The organism is Halalkalicoccus jeotgali B3 (genome assembly GCF_000196895.1).
GTDB lineage: Archaea > Halobacteriota > Halobacteria > Halobacteriales > Halalkalicoccaceae > Halalkalicoccus > Halalkalicoccus jeotgali.
This window is the reverse complement of sequence record NC_014297.1, coordinates 2,735,370-2,749,215: the sequence shown is the minus strand read 5'-3', so window position 1 is coordinate 2,749,215 and position 13,846 is coordinate 2,735,370. Positions and strand designations below refer to the sequence as shown.

At 68.6% G+C, this 13,846-nt stretch carries 18 protein-coding genes and 1 other RNA gene; 8 read left to right on the top strand and 11 right to left on the bottom strand.

Annotation, left to right across the window (positions count from 1 at the left end):
* Positions 1-27: 27 nt before the first annotated feature.
* Complete coding sequence (locus tag HACJB3_RS14400; RefSeq protein WP_008416447.1) at positions 28-486, bottom strand: universal stress protein; 459 nt, start codon at positions 484-486, stop codon at positions 28-30.
* A gap of 79 nt (positions 487-565) precedes the next feature.
* On the opposite strand from HACJB3_RS14400, the gene HACJB3_RS14395 reads away from it, so the two are divergent.
* The gene (locus HACJB3_RS14395) at positions 566-1,018 is read left to right on the top strand and encodes a universal stress protein (RefSeq protein ID WP_008416446.1); all 453 of its coding nucleotides are present in this window, start codon (positions 566-568) and stop codon (positions 1,016-1,018) included.
* Here the strand turns inward: HACJB3_RS14395 and HACJB3_RS14390 are convergent.
* Together HACJB3_RS14390 and HACJB3_RS14385 are read right to left on the bottom strand one after the other, a co-directional pair.
* Complete coding sequence (locus tag HACJB3_RS14390; protein ID WP_008416445.1) at positions 1,015-1,542, bottom strand: GNAT family N-acetyltransferase; 528 nt, start codon at positions 1,540-1,542, stop codon at positions 1,015-1,017. The genes HACJB3_RS14395 and HACJB3_RS14390 overlap by 4 nt on opposite strands.
* Positions 1,543-1,911: a universal stress protein gene (locus HACJB3_RS14385; RefSeq protein ID WP_008416444.1), complete on the bottom strand. Its 369-nt coding sequence runs from the start codon at positions 1,909-1,911 to the stop codon at positions 1,543-1,545.
* A 75-nt stretch (positions 1,912-1,986) separates the two neighbouring features.
* Between HACJB3_RS14385 and HACJB3_RS14380 the strand changes: the two genes are divergently transcribed.
* Positions 1,987-2,718, top strand: a complete 732-nt coding sequence (locus HACJB3_RS14380) for a DUF5806 family protein (protein WP_008416443.1) — start codon at positions 1,987-1,989, stop codon at positions 2,716-2,718.
* Between the two features lie 5 nt (positions 2,719-2,723).
* On the opposite strand, the gene HACJB3_RS14375 is transcribed toward HACJB3_RS14380, so the two are convergent.
* On the bottom strand, positions 2,724-4,025 hold the full coding sequence (locus HACJB3_RS14375) for a dihydroorotase (protein ID WP_008416442.1): 1,302 nt from the start codon (positions 4,023-4,025) through the stop codon (positions 2,724-2,726).
* A 75-nt stretch (positions 4,026-4,100) separates the two neighbouring features.
* The gene (locus HACJB3_RS14370; protein WP_008416440.1) at positions 4,101-4,781 is read right to left on the bottom strand and encodes a lipoyl protein ligase domain-containing protein; all 681 of its coding nucleotides are present in this window, start codon (positions 4,779-4,781) and stop codon (positions 4,101-4,103) included.
* Positions 4,782-4,832: 51 nt separating this feature from the next.
* Between HACJB3_RS14370 and HACJB3_RS14365 the strand changes: the two genes are divergently transcribed.
* Positions 4,833-5,654 carry a hypothetical protein gene (locus tag HACJB3_RS14365; RefSeq protein ID WP_008416438.1) on the top strand — a complete coding sequence of 274 codons (822 nt, stop codon included), beginning with the start codon at positions 4,833-4,835 and terminating at the stop codon, positions 5,652-5,654.
* Positions 5,655-5,684: 30 nt separating this feature from the next.
* Entirely contained in the window at positions 5,685-6,143 is a 459-nt protein-coding gene (locus HACJB3_RS14360) for a PaaI family thioesterase (RefSeq protein WP_008416437.1), read from the top strand.
* Positions 6,144-6,149: 6 nt separating this feature from the next.
* Here HACJB3_RS14360 and HACJB3_RS14355 read toward each other — a convergent pair whose 3' ends face one another.
* Genes HACJB3_RS14355 through HACJB3_RS14340 form a run of 4 tightly spaced genes read right to left on the bottom strand, consistent with a single transcriptional unit; the run spans position 6,150 to position 7,962 of the window.
* On the bottom strand, positions 6,150-6,473 hold the full coding sequence (locus HACJB3_RS14355) for a rhodanese-like domain-containing protein (RefSeq protein ID WP_008416436.1): 324 nt from the start codon (positions 6,471-6,473) through the stop codon (positions 6,150-6,152).
* A 30-nt stretch (positions 6,474-6,503) separates the two neighbouring features.
* Positions 6,504-6,956 (bottom strand): desampylase, encoded by a 453-nt coding sequence (locus HACJB3_RS14350; protein WP_008416435.1) that lies wholly within the window; start codon positions 6,954-6,956, stop codon positions 6,504-6,506.
* Positions 6,953-7,390, bottom strand: coding sequence for a DUF4385 domain-containing protein (locus tag HACJB3_RS14345; RefSeq protein ID WP_008416434.1), 438 nt, complete (start codon positions 7,388-7,390; stop codon positions 6,953-6,955). The genes HACJB3_RS14350 and HACJB3_RS14345 overlap by 4 nt, the downstream gene beginning before the upstream one ends.
* Positions 7,387-7,962 carry a cysteine hydrolase family protein gene (locus HACJB3_RS14340; protein WP_008416433.1) on the bottom strand — a complete coding sequence of 192 codons (576 nt, stop codon included), beginning with the start codon at positions 7,960-7,962 and terminating at the stop codon, positions 7,387-7,389. The genes HACJB3_RS14345 and HACJB3_RS14340 overlap by 4 nt, the downstream gene beginning before the upstream one ends.
* 74 nt (positions 7,963-8,036) lie before the next feature.
* Here HACJB3_RS14340 and HACJB3_RS14335 point away from each other — a divergent pair, with 74 nt between their 5' ends.
* Together HACJB3_RS14335 and HACJB3_RS14330 are read left to right on the top strand one after the other, a co-directional pair.
* Positions 8,037-9,596 carry an Hvo_1808 family surface protein gene (locus tag HACJB3_RS14335; RefSeq protein ID WP_008416432.1) on the top strand — a complete coding sequence of 520 codons (1,560 nt, stop codon included), beginning with the start codon at positions 8,037-8,039 and terminating at the stop codon, positions 9,594-9,596.
* A 38-nt stretch (positions 9,597-9,634) separates the two neighbouring features.
* Positions 9,635-10,774 (top strand): nicotinate phosphoribosyltransferase, encoded by a 1,140-nt coding sequence (locus tag HACJB3_RS14330; protein ID WP_008416431.1) that lies wholly within the window; start codon positions 9,635-9,637, stop codon positions 10,772-10,774.
* On the opposite strand, the gene HACJB3_RS14325 is transcribed toward HACJB3_RS14330, so the two are convergent.
* On the bottom strand, positions 10,769-11,380 hold the full coding sequence (locus HACJB3_RS14325; RefSeq protein WP_008416430.1) for a TIGR00296 family protein: 612 nt from the start codon (positions 11,378-11,380) through the stop codon (positions 10,769-10,771). The two genes, HACJB3_RS14330 and HACJB3_RS14325, sit on opposite strands and share 6 nt — an antisense overlap.
* 103 nt (positions 11,381-11,483) lie before the next feature.
* On the opposite strand from HACJB3_RS14325, the gene rnpB reads away from it, so the two are divergent.
* Together rnpB and HACJB3_RS14320 are read left to right on the top strand one after the other, a co-directional pair.
* Positions 11,484-11,828: RNase P RNA component (gene rnpB / locus HACJB3_RS14745), an RNA gene on the top strand.
* 78 nt (positions 11,829-11,906) lie between these two features.
* Positions 11,907-12,584 carry a metal-dependent transcriptional regulator gene (locus HACJB3_RS14320; protein ID WP_049934600.1) on the top strand — a complete coding sequence of 226 codons (678 nt, stop codon included), beginning with the start codon at positions 11,907-11,909 and terminating at the stop codon, positions 12,582-12,584.
* 138 nt (positions 12,585-12,722) lie between these two features.
* Here the strand turns inward: HACJB3_RS14320 and HACJB3_RS14315 are convergent, their stop codons facing one another.
* The gene (locus HACJB3_RS14315; RefSeq protein ID WP_008416427.1) at positions 12,723-13,814 is read right to left on the bottom strand and encodes an aminopeptidase; all 1,092 of its coding nucleotides are present in this window, start codon (positions 13,812-13,814) and stop codon (positions 12,723-12,725) included.
* Positions 13,815-13,846 lie beyond the last annotated feature (32 nt).

Below are 13,846 nucleotides of genomic sequence, written 5' to 3'. Positions count from 1 at the left end.
GTCAAAGGGTCCCCGGTTTCACCCCCTTCAGACCGCGTTCGCTCCGTTCGTGGCCCCGTCGCCCGCGGTTTCGAGCTGGCGGACCGTCAGGACGGGCACCGGGCAGGTCCGGACGACACCCTCGGCGACGCTGCCGAGCAGGAGGCGGTTCTCGCCGTGGCGACCGCGCGTACCGGTGGCGACGACGTCGACGTCGTGCTCGCGGGCGTACGCGCAGATCTCCACGACGGGGCGGCCCTCGCGGACGCTCGTGATCACGTCGCCGCCCGCTTCGCTGATGGATTCGAGCGCGCTCTCGCCGTCGCGTTCGAGGGCCACCCGGAGGTCCTCGCGGAGGCCGTCGGGGGAGGCCTCGACCTCCGTGGCGTCGACGACGTACAGCGCGTGGACGGTCGCCCCGAAGCGCGCGGCGAAATCCAGCGCCACGCTGACCGCCCGCTTGCCGCTCTCGGAGCCGTCAGTGGCGATGACGACGCTATCGAACATGGCGGAGCTACTGCCCCCGCGAGAATAAAACCACCCGTTGGGAGATGGGTTTTTGGGGAGGGGTAACGCAGGGATAGCTATGAGCGAGCCACTGTTCGTCGAGACCGTCCTCGTCCCGGTCGATGGTAGCGACGAGTCCGTCACCGCGATCGAGTATGCCGTCGAAATCGCCGAGAAGTACGACGCCGCCGTCCACGTCGTCTACGTGCTCGGGGAGGAACTCGTCAGGGGGATCGAGACCGACACCGTCGACCGCGAGGCCGTCGCGAGCGAGGCCGAGGCCTTCGCCGAGGCCGCAAGCGAGACCGCGGCGGGAACCGGCGTCGAGGTGACCTCCTCGTCGGCCTATGGCTTTTCGAGGACCCAGAAAACCCGCCACCCCGGCAGCGCCGTCCTCGACTGCGCCGAAGAGGTCGATGCGGACTTCCTCGTCATTCCACGCGAGCCCTCGACCGACGGGCCCGGCGACGTCTTAGAGCGCGCCGCCGAGTACGTCCTGCTGTATGCGAGCCAGCCGGTCCTCTCGACCTAGTCGAGACGGAGCGTCATCTCCAGTTCGAAGCTCTCGACGCTACTGGACTCGAAGCCCACCGACTCGTAGAGGGTGACCGCGGGGTGGTTCCAGCGCTCGACGGTCAGCCAGACCTTCTCGATGCCTGTCCGAGCGCCGTAGCCAAGCAGCGCGCGGATGAGCCGCGAACCGATGCCCGCGCCCTGGTAGTCCTGGTGGACGAAGATCGCGAGTTCGGTCGCCACGTCGCCGTCGGGGACGAGGGTGGCGTGGCCGACGACCCGCTCTCCGTGGGCCGCGACGACGTCCTGTCCTTCCCCGAGGATCACGTCGAGCCAGCTTCGGACCCGCTCCTCGCGGGCCGGCGGGATCCCCTGTGCCCGGTCGGCGGGGTCGAAGGTATCGTACATCTCACACAGCGCATCGAAGTCCCGCCCCTCGTCGTAGACGCGGATCTCTATCGAGCGCCCCTCCCGGTCCTCGAACTCGATTGGGGGTGCCTCGAACGGGCCGGCGGCCTCCTCGGGGTAGTCGTACTCGGCCATCTATCTCACGAGGGTGACGCTGGTTTCGGCGTTCAACACGACGAACTCCGCGACCTGCCCGACCCGGATCTTCCCCATCGGGCTTCGCTGCCCGCCGCCGAGCACGATCTGATCGTAGCCCTCACCGTCGCCGATCTCGACGAGCATCGCGCCGGGGTCGCCCTCGACGTGGCGCACCTCGGCCTCGAGGTCGTATTCGTCGAGCGTCTCCTCGACTTTCCCCTCGATGGCCTCGGGAGCCATCTCCGAGTCGGGGTTCTCGAGGATCGCGACCGTCAGCGAGTCCCCCGCCTCGGCGGCGCGCTCTGCGGTCTGTGTGAGCGCGTGCCAAGAGTCGTCGCTCCCGCCGATGCCCAACAGCAGTTTCATGGCCGGCGGTTCGCGGGCTCCTCGCAAAAGCCTACCGGGCGATACGCTTTTTCCCCCGGCTCCGAAAGCCACCCCATGTCCGACCGACCGCCCTCCGACCCCGTCGACGAGCCACGCCAGGCCGAGGACTCCCCCGAAACCGGCGACCGACCGGAGGGGTCCCCGGCAGCTCGGATCCGACCCGCCGACGTCGCCGAGGCAGACGACTCGGGCGCCGATCGGGCCGCCCCCGATGACGTCGACGATCCGTCCGGGTCGTCGGATCGTCGGGATGTTCCCGACGACGTCCGCCGCTATGCCCGCTTTACGAAGATGGACGGGGCGGCCTACGACCGGGTCAACGGCTTCCTGCGCGATCGCACCTACGTCACCGCCCGCGAGTGGGCCATCGCTCGATTGTGTGCGGACTTTCGAACCGAGACGGGCGTCGAGATGACCAAGATCGGCGAGAACCTGCCCGAACTGGTCCCCTTCATGACCGACACCTACTCCCCGCAGGCGGTCAACCAGGCGCGGGCCGCCTTCGAGGAGAAGGTCACCAAATCCGGCGCGACCTTCCTCTACGGCGCGATGAGCGGCTTTTTCACCGCCGAGGAGCTCGACGAGTTGATGTACGAGGTCACCGAGATCGCCAAATTCCTGCTGGAGGTCGAGGGAACGGATCTGGCTGCCACCGAGGAACTCGACGTCGAGGACCGCATCTCGGAGGTGATGCGGGACGTCCGGCGCTCCAGCGAGCGCTTTCGTACCGAGGAGACCGGCCACGACCACGACGTCTGTCCCCACTGCGGGGAGGACCTCGAATAGGCCGGCTACCGCCGGACGTTCCGACCGGCCGGTCGGCCGAACTCCCCGTTTTCACCCTCTTTACCGTGATCGTAGACGACCGTTCCGCGGACCAGCGTCAGTTCCGGGAAGACCCCCTCGTGTCCTTCGAAGGGGGTCCAGTCCGCCTTCGAGTGCAGGGACTCCCCGTGGATCGCCTCGATCCGGTCGGGATCGTACAGCGCCAAATCCGCATCCATCCCCTCCTCGATTTTCCCCTTCCGGGGCAGACAGAAGACCCGCGCGGGGTTCGTTGCGACCAGATCGCGCACGCGCTCGCGGGCGAACTCGCCGCGTTCGGCCGCCGCCAACAGGAGGGGGACCATCGTCTCGACGCCGGGCACCCCGCTCGGCGCTTCCCGTATCCCGGCCTCCTTCTCCTCGCGGGTGTGGGGCGCGTGGTCCGTCGCGACGATATCGACAGTGCCGTCACGGACCCGCTCGAATACCGCTTCCCGCCGTTCCTCGCTTCTGAGCGGCGGGTTCATTCGGCCGAGGGTGCCCAGTTCCTCAAGGTCGTCCCGGGAGAGAAACAGGTGGTGGGGACAGACTTCGCAGGTCGCGCCCGCCCTCACGGCGGCGTCGATCCCCTCGGGCGTGGAGGTGTGGGCGATGTGGATCGCGGCGTCGCTCCGGGCGCCGACCTCGCAGGCCAGTTCGACGGCCGCGGTCTCGGCCGCGGCGCTCCGGAAGGCGCTCCAGGCGTCGGCGTCGCCCTCGCGGCCGATTCCGTCGCCCGCGGCTTCGAGCGCCCTCCGGTCGAAGCGGGTCGCGTCCTCGGCGTGGACGGTCACGACCGTGTCCTCGTGGGCAGCGCGCTCGACCGCCCGCTCGAACAGCTCCGTCCCGATCCCCATCTCGCCGGTCGAGTCCGCCAGAAAGACCTCCCCGAGCGCGAAGACGGGCCGGGAGAACAGTTCGTCGGGATCCCACCCCTCGGTGACGCCGCCGTTGATCCCGTAGTCGACGTACGACTCGCGGGCCAGTTCGGCCTTCGCGTCGAAGCTCGCCCCGTCGACCGTCGGCGGGTCGGTGTTGGGCTGGTCCACGACCGTCGTGACCCCGCCCGCGGCGGCGCTTTGCGACCCCGTCTCCCACGTCTCCTTGTGTGGAAAGCCGGGTTCGCGAAAGTGGACGTGGGCGTCGATCGCGCCGGGCATGAGGAGTTTACCGGTCGCGTCCACGTCGGGTTCGCCCGGGAGTTGCGGTTTTACGGCGCCGATCCGCTCGCCCTCGATCCGGACGTCGACGGTCCGGCCGTCGGCCAGCGTGGCGTTCGTGATGAGCATACGCGGTAGAGTGAGTCGACGGGTCGTAAGTGCCGCGGGTCCGTCCGGGGGCCGCCCGTTCCCGTGTGGGCCGTCTCACCCGTCGATCCGCTCGACCTCGATTCGGTCGTCGCCGACCAGTTCTCCCTCGATGGCCCGCGCGACCCGCTCGGGGTCGTCCGGCCCGCCCGCCTGCGCGACGCTTCCTACTGAAACGGGGTCGAAGGGGATCGAGAGGGCGTCGTAAACGGGGGATAGAACGCCCGCGATCTCCTCGCGATCCGTGACGACGACGATCCCCGAGACGAGCGCCGCCCGCGAGGTGATCCGCTGGGCGATCCCGACGACCTTTCCGTCGCTCGACAGCGAGTGAGCGCCGGGACAGAAACTGTTGGGGGGCTCCCCACGCTCGACCGCGACCGCGCAGTCCGCGAGCGCTCGCTTCACCCGCGCTGTCGCCCCGTCGTATCGCTCGCCCAGTCCCGTTCGGGGATCGTCGATCGGGATCGCGTGGGCGAACGCGAGCGTCCGCCCGGTGTAGGCGACCGCCCGCCCACCGACGTTCCGGGAGAGCGCCGGGAACCCCCGTCCTTCGGCAACACGGCGCGCTTTTTCGTACCCGGCCTCGTTCGTGTCCCGTCGGCCGAACGCGAGCTGGCGGTGTGGCGTCCAGACCCGAACCCCGGGGTCGCGCTCCTCGCCGGCCGCCTCCAGCAGTTCCCGTATCACCCGCCGGTCGGCCTCGATCGACGCCGCCCGCCCTCGGAGCACGCGCATGGGACGGGTTGGAGCCGACGGGGCTAAACCCCCGCGCCCGAACCCCCGGTCATGGCCGTGACCCTCTCGGAGGCGCTCCTCGCGCGCTACCCCCGATTCAGCCTCTACAACTCGCCGTACACCGCCCACGACCGGGGTCGCGCGATCGACCTCTACCCTGCCGAGGGCGCGCCGAGCCCCGTTTCCGGCGAGGTCCTCGACACCCGGACGGTACGTGCGCCGCCGAAACCCTACGCGCCCGAGCACGACCACCTGCTCGTGATCGACTGCGGGGATCGAATCGCCCGGATCCTCCACGTCGACCCCGCCGTCGAGGCGGGCGATCACGTCGAAGTCGGCGATCCGCTCGGGAGTACGCTTCGGGCGGGCTTTTTCGCGCCGTGGGTCGACGACCACCTCCACGTGGGCTTTCGCGCGCCCGACGCGAACCCGTATCGGGCGTCGGGATCGCTCCCGATCGAGATCGACGCGCGTGTCGAACCGGTCGTCTGGGACGGAACGGGGCGCGTGAACGCGGTCGGCGAGACCTTCGTCGTCCTCGACGCGCCGGCCCACCCCGCACCCGGTCAGCACTTTGCAGGCATCGCCGACGATTCGGGCGAAACGGCGATAGACGGCGGCCTGCCCCACTACGCGGGTGCGGGGGCGCTCGCGGGGGCGTCAGGACCGCTCTCGCTGCTCGGCGAGCGGATCGGAACCGCCACGGGACGCGACCTCGCGTGGGATCCCATCGAGGTGCGTGCGAACGGCAACCCGATTACGGGGCTCTCGCTGTTCGCCGGTCGGGAGACGCTGGGCGCGAAACTCGTCTGCCCGGGCCACGACTTCGCGGTCGGCGAGCGGATCGAGGTCTCGATCCGACCGGGTCGGTGAGTTCAAGCCGCCGGCTCCTGTGGTGGGAGTATGACGCAGTTCCCCATCGACGACGGCTCGTTCCTCCAGGCGTACATCGACGACCACCACGAGTACCTCTCCTGGCTCGGCACCCGCGTCGACGCGCTCGAGGAGGGCCGTCTCGTCATGTCGATCCCCTACGACGAGAAACTCACCAACGTCCATCCCGGCGGGAGCGAGGGGCGTCCCGAGATCAACGGCGGGGTCGCCGCGACCCTGATCGACACCGCGGGCGGGCTCGCCCTGCGGACCACCCTCGACGACCCGTTCGAGGGTGGCGTGGCTACGATCAACCTGAACGTCAACTACCTCGAACGGGCCACGGACGATCTGACCGCGACCGCGGAGGTCATCCGCTCGGGCGGGAGCGTCGGCGTCAGCGAGATCCGCCTCGAGAGCGGGCCCGACGCGGAATCGCGGCCGGTCGCCACCGGACAGGGTGCCTACCGGCTGTTCCGGGGCGAGTGAGCGTTCTCAGGCCTCGCCGCTCTCGAGGTCGTACTCCCAGGCGTCGTAGCCACCCTCCATGCTCGCGATCCGGTTCGCGTTCTCGACGCCCTCGTAGCTCCCGATGAGTTTGGCGGCCTGGATCGAACTCTTGCCGATCGGGCAGGCGACGACGACCTCGCCGTCCCAGTCGTGTTGGTCGATCTCGCTCGGGAGCCGGGTCATCGGGACGTTGATCGCGCCGGGGATGTGTCCCCGCTCGAACTCGGCCGGCGAGCGGATGTCGACGACCCGTACCTCTCCCTCTTCGACCTTCTCCTTTACCTCCTCGGGAGTGAGTTCCTCGACCATGGGTGCCCTCAGGGATCGAGCCCCGTGAGGCTATCGCTCCGCCGGGAGCATGCCGACCGTCTCCGCCTCGAACCCGTCCCCGTCCGTCCAGCGCCACGCGCCGACGCACGGCTCGCCGCCAAGCGCCACGATCACGTAGCTCGCTCCCGGCCACGCCGCCCGCGCCGCGTCGGTCTCGCTCGGTTCGGGCGGGCCCGCCGGATGCGAGTGATAGAACCCCACGAGGTCGCCCTCGGCCTCAACGCCCTCGATCAGTTCGATCGCCTCGGCGGGGGCGATCGCGTAGCGCGTCTTCGGCCTCTCTGCGGCGTTTTCCGCCCGACGGACCGTCCGCACCCGCGAGCACGTCTCGCCAGCGACGCCGCCCAGAACGCCACAGACCTCCTCGGGAGCCCCCTCGCGGGCGTGTTCGACGATCGCGTCGTAGGCCCCGCGCTCGAACTCGATGACTCGGGCGCTCGTCGCCGGCGATCGATTGCTCATCGTTTCCGGTGGGCCTCCTTCGCCCGCCGATAGGCCTCGTCATCGCGAACGCGCTCTAAACGCTGCTCGAAACGAAGCGCCGCCTCGCGTTTCTCGGGGTCGGCCCACTCCTCCGGTTCTCGCTCCTCGCCGTCTTTGTACTTCGTCCCGCCGGGATATCGCGCGTAGCGCATCGACCGGGTGTAGCCCATCCGGAGGTACTTGCGGGCCATGTCCATCCCCGGGAAGTCGTCGTTCTCACGATACTCCTCGTACTTCCCGAGGATCGCTTCCGCCGACTCTTCGGCCTCCTCGGGCGTCTTGAACGTCCACAGCGGGAGCAGTTCGCTCTTATACGGTTGGACCTTGAAGACGCCCTCCTCGCCGCGGCCGATCTCGTAGTCCTCGGGGTTCTCGCGGAAATCCGTATCGTACTCGGGATCCCCGTCGCTCATGGATCGAACTCGATCCCGTCGCGCCCGATCGTCTCCCCGAATAGCCACGCCGAGTGTTCGAGGGCGTACTCCAAGTGGTCCTCCTCGATGTAGCCCAAGGCGTCCTCGATCACGACGGGCCGGAAATCGCGCAGGCCGGCGCTGCCCGCCGTGTGGAACACACAGACGTTCGCCAGCGTACCACAGATCAGTAGGTCCTCGATGCCGCGTGCGCGGAGCCATCCCTCCAGTTCGGTGTTGTAGAAGGCGTCGTAGGTGTGTTTCTCGACGACGTGATCGCCCTCTTCGGGAGCCAGTTCCCCGACGATTTCGGCCTCCCGCGAGCCCTCGAGGACGTGTTCGCCCCAGCGCTCGAACTCGTCGTAGTAGTGGGCGTCCTCGAACTGTTCCGGTGGGTGGACGTCCCGGGTGTAGACCACCTGCACGCCCGCCTCGCGTGCGGTTTCGATGGCCTCTTTCACCGAGCTGATCGCGGCTTCGCTCGCGGGTGCGTACAGGCTCCCCTCCTCGTGACAGAAGCCCTTTTGCATGTCGACGACGACCAGCGCCGTCCGATCAGGGTCGAATCGCATACCCGCCGTTGGGTGTCCGGCTACAAGAACATCCGCGTCGGGTGACTTTTGGTCGGGCGAGCCGTGGGTGAATCATGCGTCGTCCCGCGGTGCTCTCGCTCGTCGTGTTGCTCGTCCTCTCCGGCGCCGCTCCGGGCGCGTTCGGCCTCAGCGTGCCCGCCGAGGCACAAACGGGGTCGGAACCGGGGGGCGACTGGCGACAGTACAATCCCGACGACGAGCTCGCGGTCGACGCCTCGGACGGCCTCTCCGAGACCGAACTCGAGGCGGTCGTCTCGCGGGCGATGGTCCGCATCGAGGCGGTTCGAGGGATCGAGTTCGAGGACCGGCCCCCGGTGACCGTCGTCACCCGCGAGGAGTTCCAGCGCCAGTACGCCGGGCTGGGCGGGACCGTGACCGGAGAGCAGGCGACGTTCGAGAACGCGCGCCTCCAGGCGCTGTTTCTGGTCGGCGACGAGGAGAACGCGACCGCCGTCCGGACCGAGAACGCAAACACCTCCATCGCGGGGTTCTACGAGCCCGCAACCGGCGAGATCGTCGTCGTCTCGAACAATGAGGAACCCCGACTGAACGAACTCACCCTCGCACACGAACTCGTCCACGCCTACCAGGACGACCGCTGGGGGCTCGCGAACTACGACGCCCGTACGCAGGACGGCTCGGGCGGCGAACTCGGGTTGATCGAGGGAGACGCCGTCTACACCGAGACGCTGTACGAACGGCGCTGTGGCGTCGAGTGGGAGTGTATGATCCCCGGCGATACCGGTGGGGAGCCCGCCGAGGGCCAGAACCGCCCCGCGAACATCGGCGTCCTGATCCTCGAGTACCTGCCCTACGACGCCGGCCCAGCCTTCGTCGAGACGATCCACGGGGCGGGCGGCTGGAACGCCGTCGACGCCGCCTACGACGACCCACCACGAAGCACCGAGCAGGTGATCTCCCCCGAGCGCTACCCGAACGACGACCCCCGCGAGGTGAGTATCGAGGACTCGTCCGCCGAGGAGTGGGAGCGCCTCGACCCCGAGGGCGGGCCCGACTACGACCGGTTGGGGGCGGGCGCGATCACGACCATGTTCGTCAATCCGCTGTACGACAGCAACGGACAGGATCCGGTGATCCCCGCCGACGAGTGGTTCACCTACGAGGGCGACGAACCGCCCCCGTACGGGATGTTCGACTACGGGAGCCGGTACGCCGCGGGCTGGGCGGGCGACCGACTCGTCGCCTACGAGAACGGCGACGAGTTGGGCTACGTCTTGAAACTGACGTACGAGTCGCCCGAAGACGTCGAGACCTTCGCGGGCGGTTTCGACGACCTGCTCGCCTACTGGGGCGCAGAGCGCGTCGAGAGCGACACCTACGTCATCGAGGAGGGCGGCTACGACGGGGCGTATCACGTGGCCGTCGATGGCGATACCGTCACGATCACTCACGCGCCCGACGTCGATTCGCTCGGTGGGATCTCGGCCGAGGCCCGACCCGGCTCCGACGAGGGCGCGCCCGGGGCCGACGCGAGTGCCGAGGAGGGGTCGGGTGTGGACGCTGAGGCCCTGCCCGGCTTCGGGATCACCGCCCCGCTGGTGGCGCTTCTGGTCGTGTTCGCCGCGGGGGCGCTTTTCGTCCGACGAGGCTAACCACGTGTTTTTTCGAGGTCGCCCCACGAATCCGGGGCATGGACGACCGATTCGAGACGCTCTCGCCGGCGGCGATCCGCGAGGGCACCGCGACCGACGCCTACTTCCTGCGGACCGAGACGACCCTCGAACACGCCGGGAAGAACCCTCGCGTCGTCGCCGAGGTGACCGCGGATCAGTTCCCCACCGGCGAGTTCGAGGCCTTCGGGGGGATCAAAGACGTCGCGAACCTGCTCGCCGGTCGCGAGCTGACGGTCCACGCCATCCGCGAGGGGCGGCTGTTCGACGGCGGCCCCGTCATGCGTATCGAGGGGCCGTACCTGGAGTTCGCGCGCTTCGAGACCTCGATTCTGGGCTTTCTCTCGCAGGCCAGCGCCTTCCTCTCGGCCGCCCTCGACGTGCGCCGGGCGGCCCCCGACTCGCAGGTGCTCTCCTTTGGCGCTCGGCACCTCCACCCGATGCTCGCACCCACCGTCGAGCGGGCGGCGCTGATCGCCGGGCTGGATGGCTTCTCGCACGTGGCTGCCGGCGAAGTCCTGGGACGGGAGGCCGGCGGGACCATGCCCCACGCCCTGTTGCTGTGTTACGGCCGAGGCAACCAGCAGGCGGCCTTCCGCGCGTTCGACGAGGCCGTCCCAGAGGACGTGCCCCGGATCGCGCTATGTGATACCTTTTCGGACGAGATCGAGGAGGTACTCGGCGCGATCGAGGCGCTCGGCGACGATCTGGACAGCGTGCGCATCGACACCACCGGCTCCCGACGCGGCGACTTCGAACACATCCTCAAGGAACTGCGCTGGCACCTCGACTCGCGGGGCTACGAGGACGTGGGCATCTTCGCCTCGGGCGGGCTCGGCCCCGCGGACTTACGCGAACTGCGGGACGTGGCGGCGGGCTTTGGCGTCGGCGGCGCGATCACGAGCGCCGACCCGGTCGACTTCGCGCTCGATATCGTCGAGATCGAGGGCGAGGCGATCGCAAAGCGCGGAAAGCTCCCCGGCGTCAAGGAGGTCTACCGGACGTCCGAGGGCGGCCATCACGTCGCGCTCGCCGATCGCGAGGACGCCGACGGGGAGGCGCTATTGGAGCCGCTGATCGAGGATGGGGAGATCGTCCGGGAGTTCGGTATCGACGTGGCGGAAGAACGGTTGCGTGCGGACGCGGCGGCCGTGTTATAGGTTCGAGCGGTGCTCGACCGAGCCGTTCGGCTCGCGCTCGCGGAAGACCTCGCCGCCGAAGAGCACGACCATCACGTCGTCGTCCTGCCAGGCCGTCGGCGGGAGGCCGGCCTTCCGGCAGGTACGATCGAGGTACTCGCGGGCGCTCCAGTCGTTCTCGACGGGGATCGTCGGGTAGAGCCACCCGCCCCGGTCCCCGGCATCGATCGCGATCCCGTGGACGCCGAGTTCGAGGTCCGCAAGCGGATCGTCGGTCAGGAGGACGTCACGGACGATACACGTCGAGACCGCGACGCTGTCGAGTTCGGCGGCGGTGAGTTCCGAGCCACACGAATCGCCACTGGCGGCAGCGATGGCGGCGTCGACGATGGCGTGACCCAACTGGTCGCTCGACTGATACGAGCCGGCACACCCCCGCAGGCTGCCCCGTCCGCGAGTCGATTCGATGCGCACCAGCGCCCCGGTTCGCTGATAGAACGCCTCGCGCATGCTGCCCGGCTGCTCGCGCTGACCGTGACGAACGTAGGACTCGATCGATTCGCGCGCCAGTTCGACGGCCCGAATGCCGTCTTCGTAGCTGAGGCGTACGGTCTGGGCCTCGGACATATCCCGTATGATGGGTGTATTTGCCTTCAAGCCTTCTGTTTGAGACGGGACGTCTGACGCGCCGAGCGAACGACTTATGACCCGATCGCGACTAGGCCCGTTCGGTAGAGGGAGCCCGGCCACCGTATCGTGCCCTGCGGGCACGCAAACGAGGAAAGTCCCCCCACCGTCCGGGCGGGCGACCGGGTGCAAACCCGGAGTGCGAGAGCGCTGGCACTGGAACAGAAACGATACCGCTCCCCCCGAGCGATGAGGTCCGCGAACCCGACCCGAGAGGGCGGGGAGTCACCGACCGAGCGCCGACGGGGGAGAACGGATGGAACGGCCACCCTCGCCGGTGCAAGCCCGCGCCACGCGACGCGAGAGCGTCGCCATGGTAGCCCGGACACGGGTGCGGGCGCTCAGCCGAATGCCGGGCCGAACAGAAGGGGGCTTACTCCCCTCAACCACACGTCGAACCGATAGCGACGCAACCGCCGGATTCGATGGCGGTAGACTTAGGCTTTCGGCGCGTCTAATGCGAGCGATGACGCTCAGCGCCGTCATGGAGGACTACCTCAAGGCCATCTACCAGCTCCAGCGGGAGGGCGCCGACGAGCGCGTGCGCACCTCGGCGCTCGCCGACCACCTCGGAGTGACACCGCCGACGGTCACGAGCATGCTCTCGAAGCTCGAATCGCGGGGACTGCTCGACCGCGAGAAGTACAAGGGGGTCGTCCTCACTCCCGAAGGCGAGCGCGTCGCCATTGAGGTGATCCGGCATCACCGACTGCTCGAGGCCTACCTGAGCGAGCACCTCGATTTCGCGTGGAGCGAGGTCCACGACGAGGCCGACCGGCTCGAACACCACATCAGCGAGGCCTTCGAGGAGCGTGTCGCCGCTGTTTTGGAGGACCCGACGGTCGACCCCCACGGCGCGCCGATCCCCAACGAGGACCTCGAACCGCCCGCCGAACCCGCCGGCGACGTGCTGTCCGAGTGTGAGGTCGGCGCGACCGTCGAGGTCCGGGAGGTCAGCGACCGCGACCCCGATGTCCTCGAATACCTCTCGGAACACGGCGTCAACCCCGGGGTCTCCCTCTCGGTGGAGGAGGTCGCCCCCTTCGGGATGGTGACCGTCAGCACCGACGACGGCCGCGTCTCGCTACCCGAGGATGTCGCCCGCCACGTCCGAGTCGCCCCGGTCGCGGAGGCGCTCGGATAACCCTCACCGGCGACTACCACGCCCTCGAATACGGCGGATCCAGGCGCCGTCGTCGACGCGCTCGCCGTCGGCGGTTCGCACGGGCTATGGAACCGTTGGACCTACACTGACACACAAACCTGCACGACAGAGGGTTACCTACACCTCGAACCCGTCCTCCCAGCGGAAAACGCCGTTTCGCTGGACGACTTCGCCGTCGATCTCCATGACGCCCTCGCTCATGTCGGTGATCAGGTCGACGTGGACCGCCGAGTCGTTGCCCGACTCGCCCTCGGGTAGGCAGGCGTCGTAGGCCCGGCCCACCGCCAGATGAACGGTGTCGCCCATCTTCTCGTCGAAGAGGACGTTGTCGGTAAAGCGGTCGATCCCGCGGTTCATCCCGATGCCCAGTTCCCCGAGCCGCCGCGCGCCCGCGTCGGTGTCGAGGATCGTTTCGAGTTCGTCCTCGTTGGTTCCCGCCGAGAAATCGACGACCTCGCCGCCCTCGAAGACCAGCGAGACGTCCTGCAGGCGCTTTCCGTTGATCGTCATCGGCACGTCGAAGAAGACCTCGCCCTCCGTGGCGTGGGGCGCGGTAAAGACCTCACCGGAGGGCAGGTTGTGCGAGTCGTAGGCGACCGAGGCGGCGCTGTTCACCGCCGTTCGGCCCTCGATAGACATCGTGAGATCGGTGCCCCCCTTCTCGATACGTACCTCGCTTCCCGCATCGAGGAGCTCCTTCATCTCGGCCATCTCCTCGGCCAGTGCTTCCCAGTCCCGACAGATCGCGTCGTAGACGAAGTCCCGATACTCCTCGTAGGCCATGCCGGCCTGCTGGGCGAGGCTTCGCGTGGGGTGTACGGTCGAAACCCAGTCGGTGTCCATTCGGGTCTCGCGGAGCGCCGCCGTCGCCGTGGCGTACCCCTGGCGGACCTCGCCGGGGACGTCCGCAAGCGCGCTCGTGTTACGCCCACCACCCAGTCGGAGGTAGACGTCCGCCGACTCCATCATCGCCAGTTCGTGTTCTCCGGTCCCGAACTCGCCGTCGTGCGCCCGGAGATACGCCCGGCTCACCTCGTCCGAATCGTAGGTCACGAGCGGGTTCGCACCGCGCTCGCCCAGCTTCTCCGCGACCGCTACCGCGAGGTCGTGGGCCCCCTCCGCGACCGAGAGGACGACGTCATCGCCCCGTTCGACCCGTGCGCTCCAGTCAACCAGTACCTCGGCGTGTTCGTGGGTTCGTTCGTCCATGCCGGGAGAGCGCACAGCGGGGAGAAAAGCGC

What these genes read in the sequence shown, in the direction of transcription:
- HACJB3_RS14400 (WP_008416447.1), bottom strand. Translation starts at nt 486, where the DNA reads ATGTTCGATAGCGTCGTCATCGCCACTGACGGCTCCGAGAGCGGCAAG.
- HACJB3_RS14395 (WP_008416446.1), top strand. Translation starts at nt 566, where the DNA reads ATGAGCGAGCCACTGTTCGTCGAGACCGTCCTCGTCCCGGTCGATGGT.
- HACJB3_RS14390 (WP_008416445.1), bottom strand. Translation starts at nt 1,542, where the DNA reads ATGGCCGAGTACGACTACCCCGAGGAGGCCGCCGGCCCGTTCGAGGCA.
- HACJB3_RS14385 (WP_008416444.1), bottom strand. Translation starts at nt 1,911, where the DNA reads ATGAAACTGCTGTTGGGCATCGGCGGGAGCGACGACTCTTGGCACGCG.
- HACJB3_RS14380 (WP_008416443.1), top strand. Translation starts at nt 1,987, where the DNA reads ATGTCCGACCGACCGCCCTCCGACCCCGTCGACGAGCCACGCCAGGCC.
- HACJB3_RS14375 (WP_008416442.1), bottom strand. Translation starts at nt 4,025, where the DNA reads ATGCTCATCACGAACGCCACGCTGGCCGACGGCCGGACCGTCGACGTC.
- HACJB3_RS14370 (WP_008416440.1), bottom strand. Translation starts at nt 4,781, where the DNA reads ATGCGCGTGCTCCGAGGGCGGGCGGCGTCGATCGAGGCCGACCGGCGG.
- HACJB3_RS14365 (WP_008416438.1), top strand. Translation starts at nt 4,833, where the DNA reads ATGGCCGTGACCCTCTCGGAGGCGCTCCTCGCGCGCTACCCCCGATTC.
- HACJB3_RS14360 (WP_008416437.1), top strand. Translation starts at nt 5,685, where the DNA reads ATGACGCAGTTCCCCATCGACGACGGCTCGTTCCTCCAGGCGTACATC.
- HACJB3_RS14355 (WP_008416436.1), bottom strand. Translation starts at nt 6,473, where the DNA reads ATGGTCGAGGAACTCACTCCCGAGGAGGTAAAGGAGAAGGTCGAAGAG.
- HACJB3_RS14350 (WP_008416435.1), bottom strand. Translation starts at nt 6,956, where the DNA reads ATGAGCAATCGATCGCCGGCGACGAGCGCCCGAGTCATCGAGTTCGAG.
- HACJB3_RS14345 (WP_008416434.1), bottom strand. Translation starts at nt 7,390, where the DNA reads ATGAGCGACGGGGATCCCGAGTACGATACGGATTTCCGCGAGAACCCC.
- HACJB3_RS14340 (WP_008416433.1), bottom strand. Translation starts at nt 7,962, where the DNA reads ATGCGATTCGACCCTGATCGGACGGCGCTGGTCGTCGTCGACATGCAA.
- HACJB3_RS14335 (WP_008416432.1), top strand. Translation starts at nt 8,037, where the DNA reads ATGCGTCGTCCCGCGGTGCTCTCGCTCGTCGTGTTGCTCGTCCTCTCC.
- HACJB3_RS14330 (WP_008416431.1), top strand. Translation starts at nt 9,635, where the DNA reads ATGGACGACCGATTCGAGACGCTCTCGCCGGCGGCGATCCGCGAGGGC.
- HACJB3_RS14325 (WP_008416430.1), bottom strand. Translation starts at nt 11,380, where the DNA reads ATGTCCGAGGCCCAGACCGTACGCCTCAGCTACGAAGACGGCATTCGG.
- HACJB3_RS14320 (WP_049934600.1), top strand. Translation starts at nt 11,907, where the DNA reads ATGACGCTCAGCGCCGTCATGGAGGACTACCTCAAGGCCATCTACCAG.
- HACJB3_RS14315 (WP_008416427.1), bottom strand. Translation starts at nt 13,814, where the DNA reads ATGGACGAACGAACCCACGAACACGCCGAGGTACTGGTTGACTGGAGC.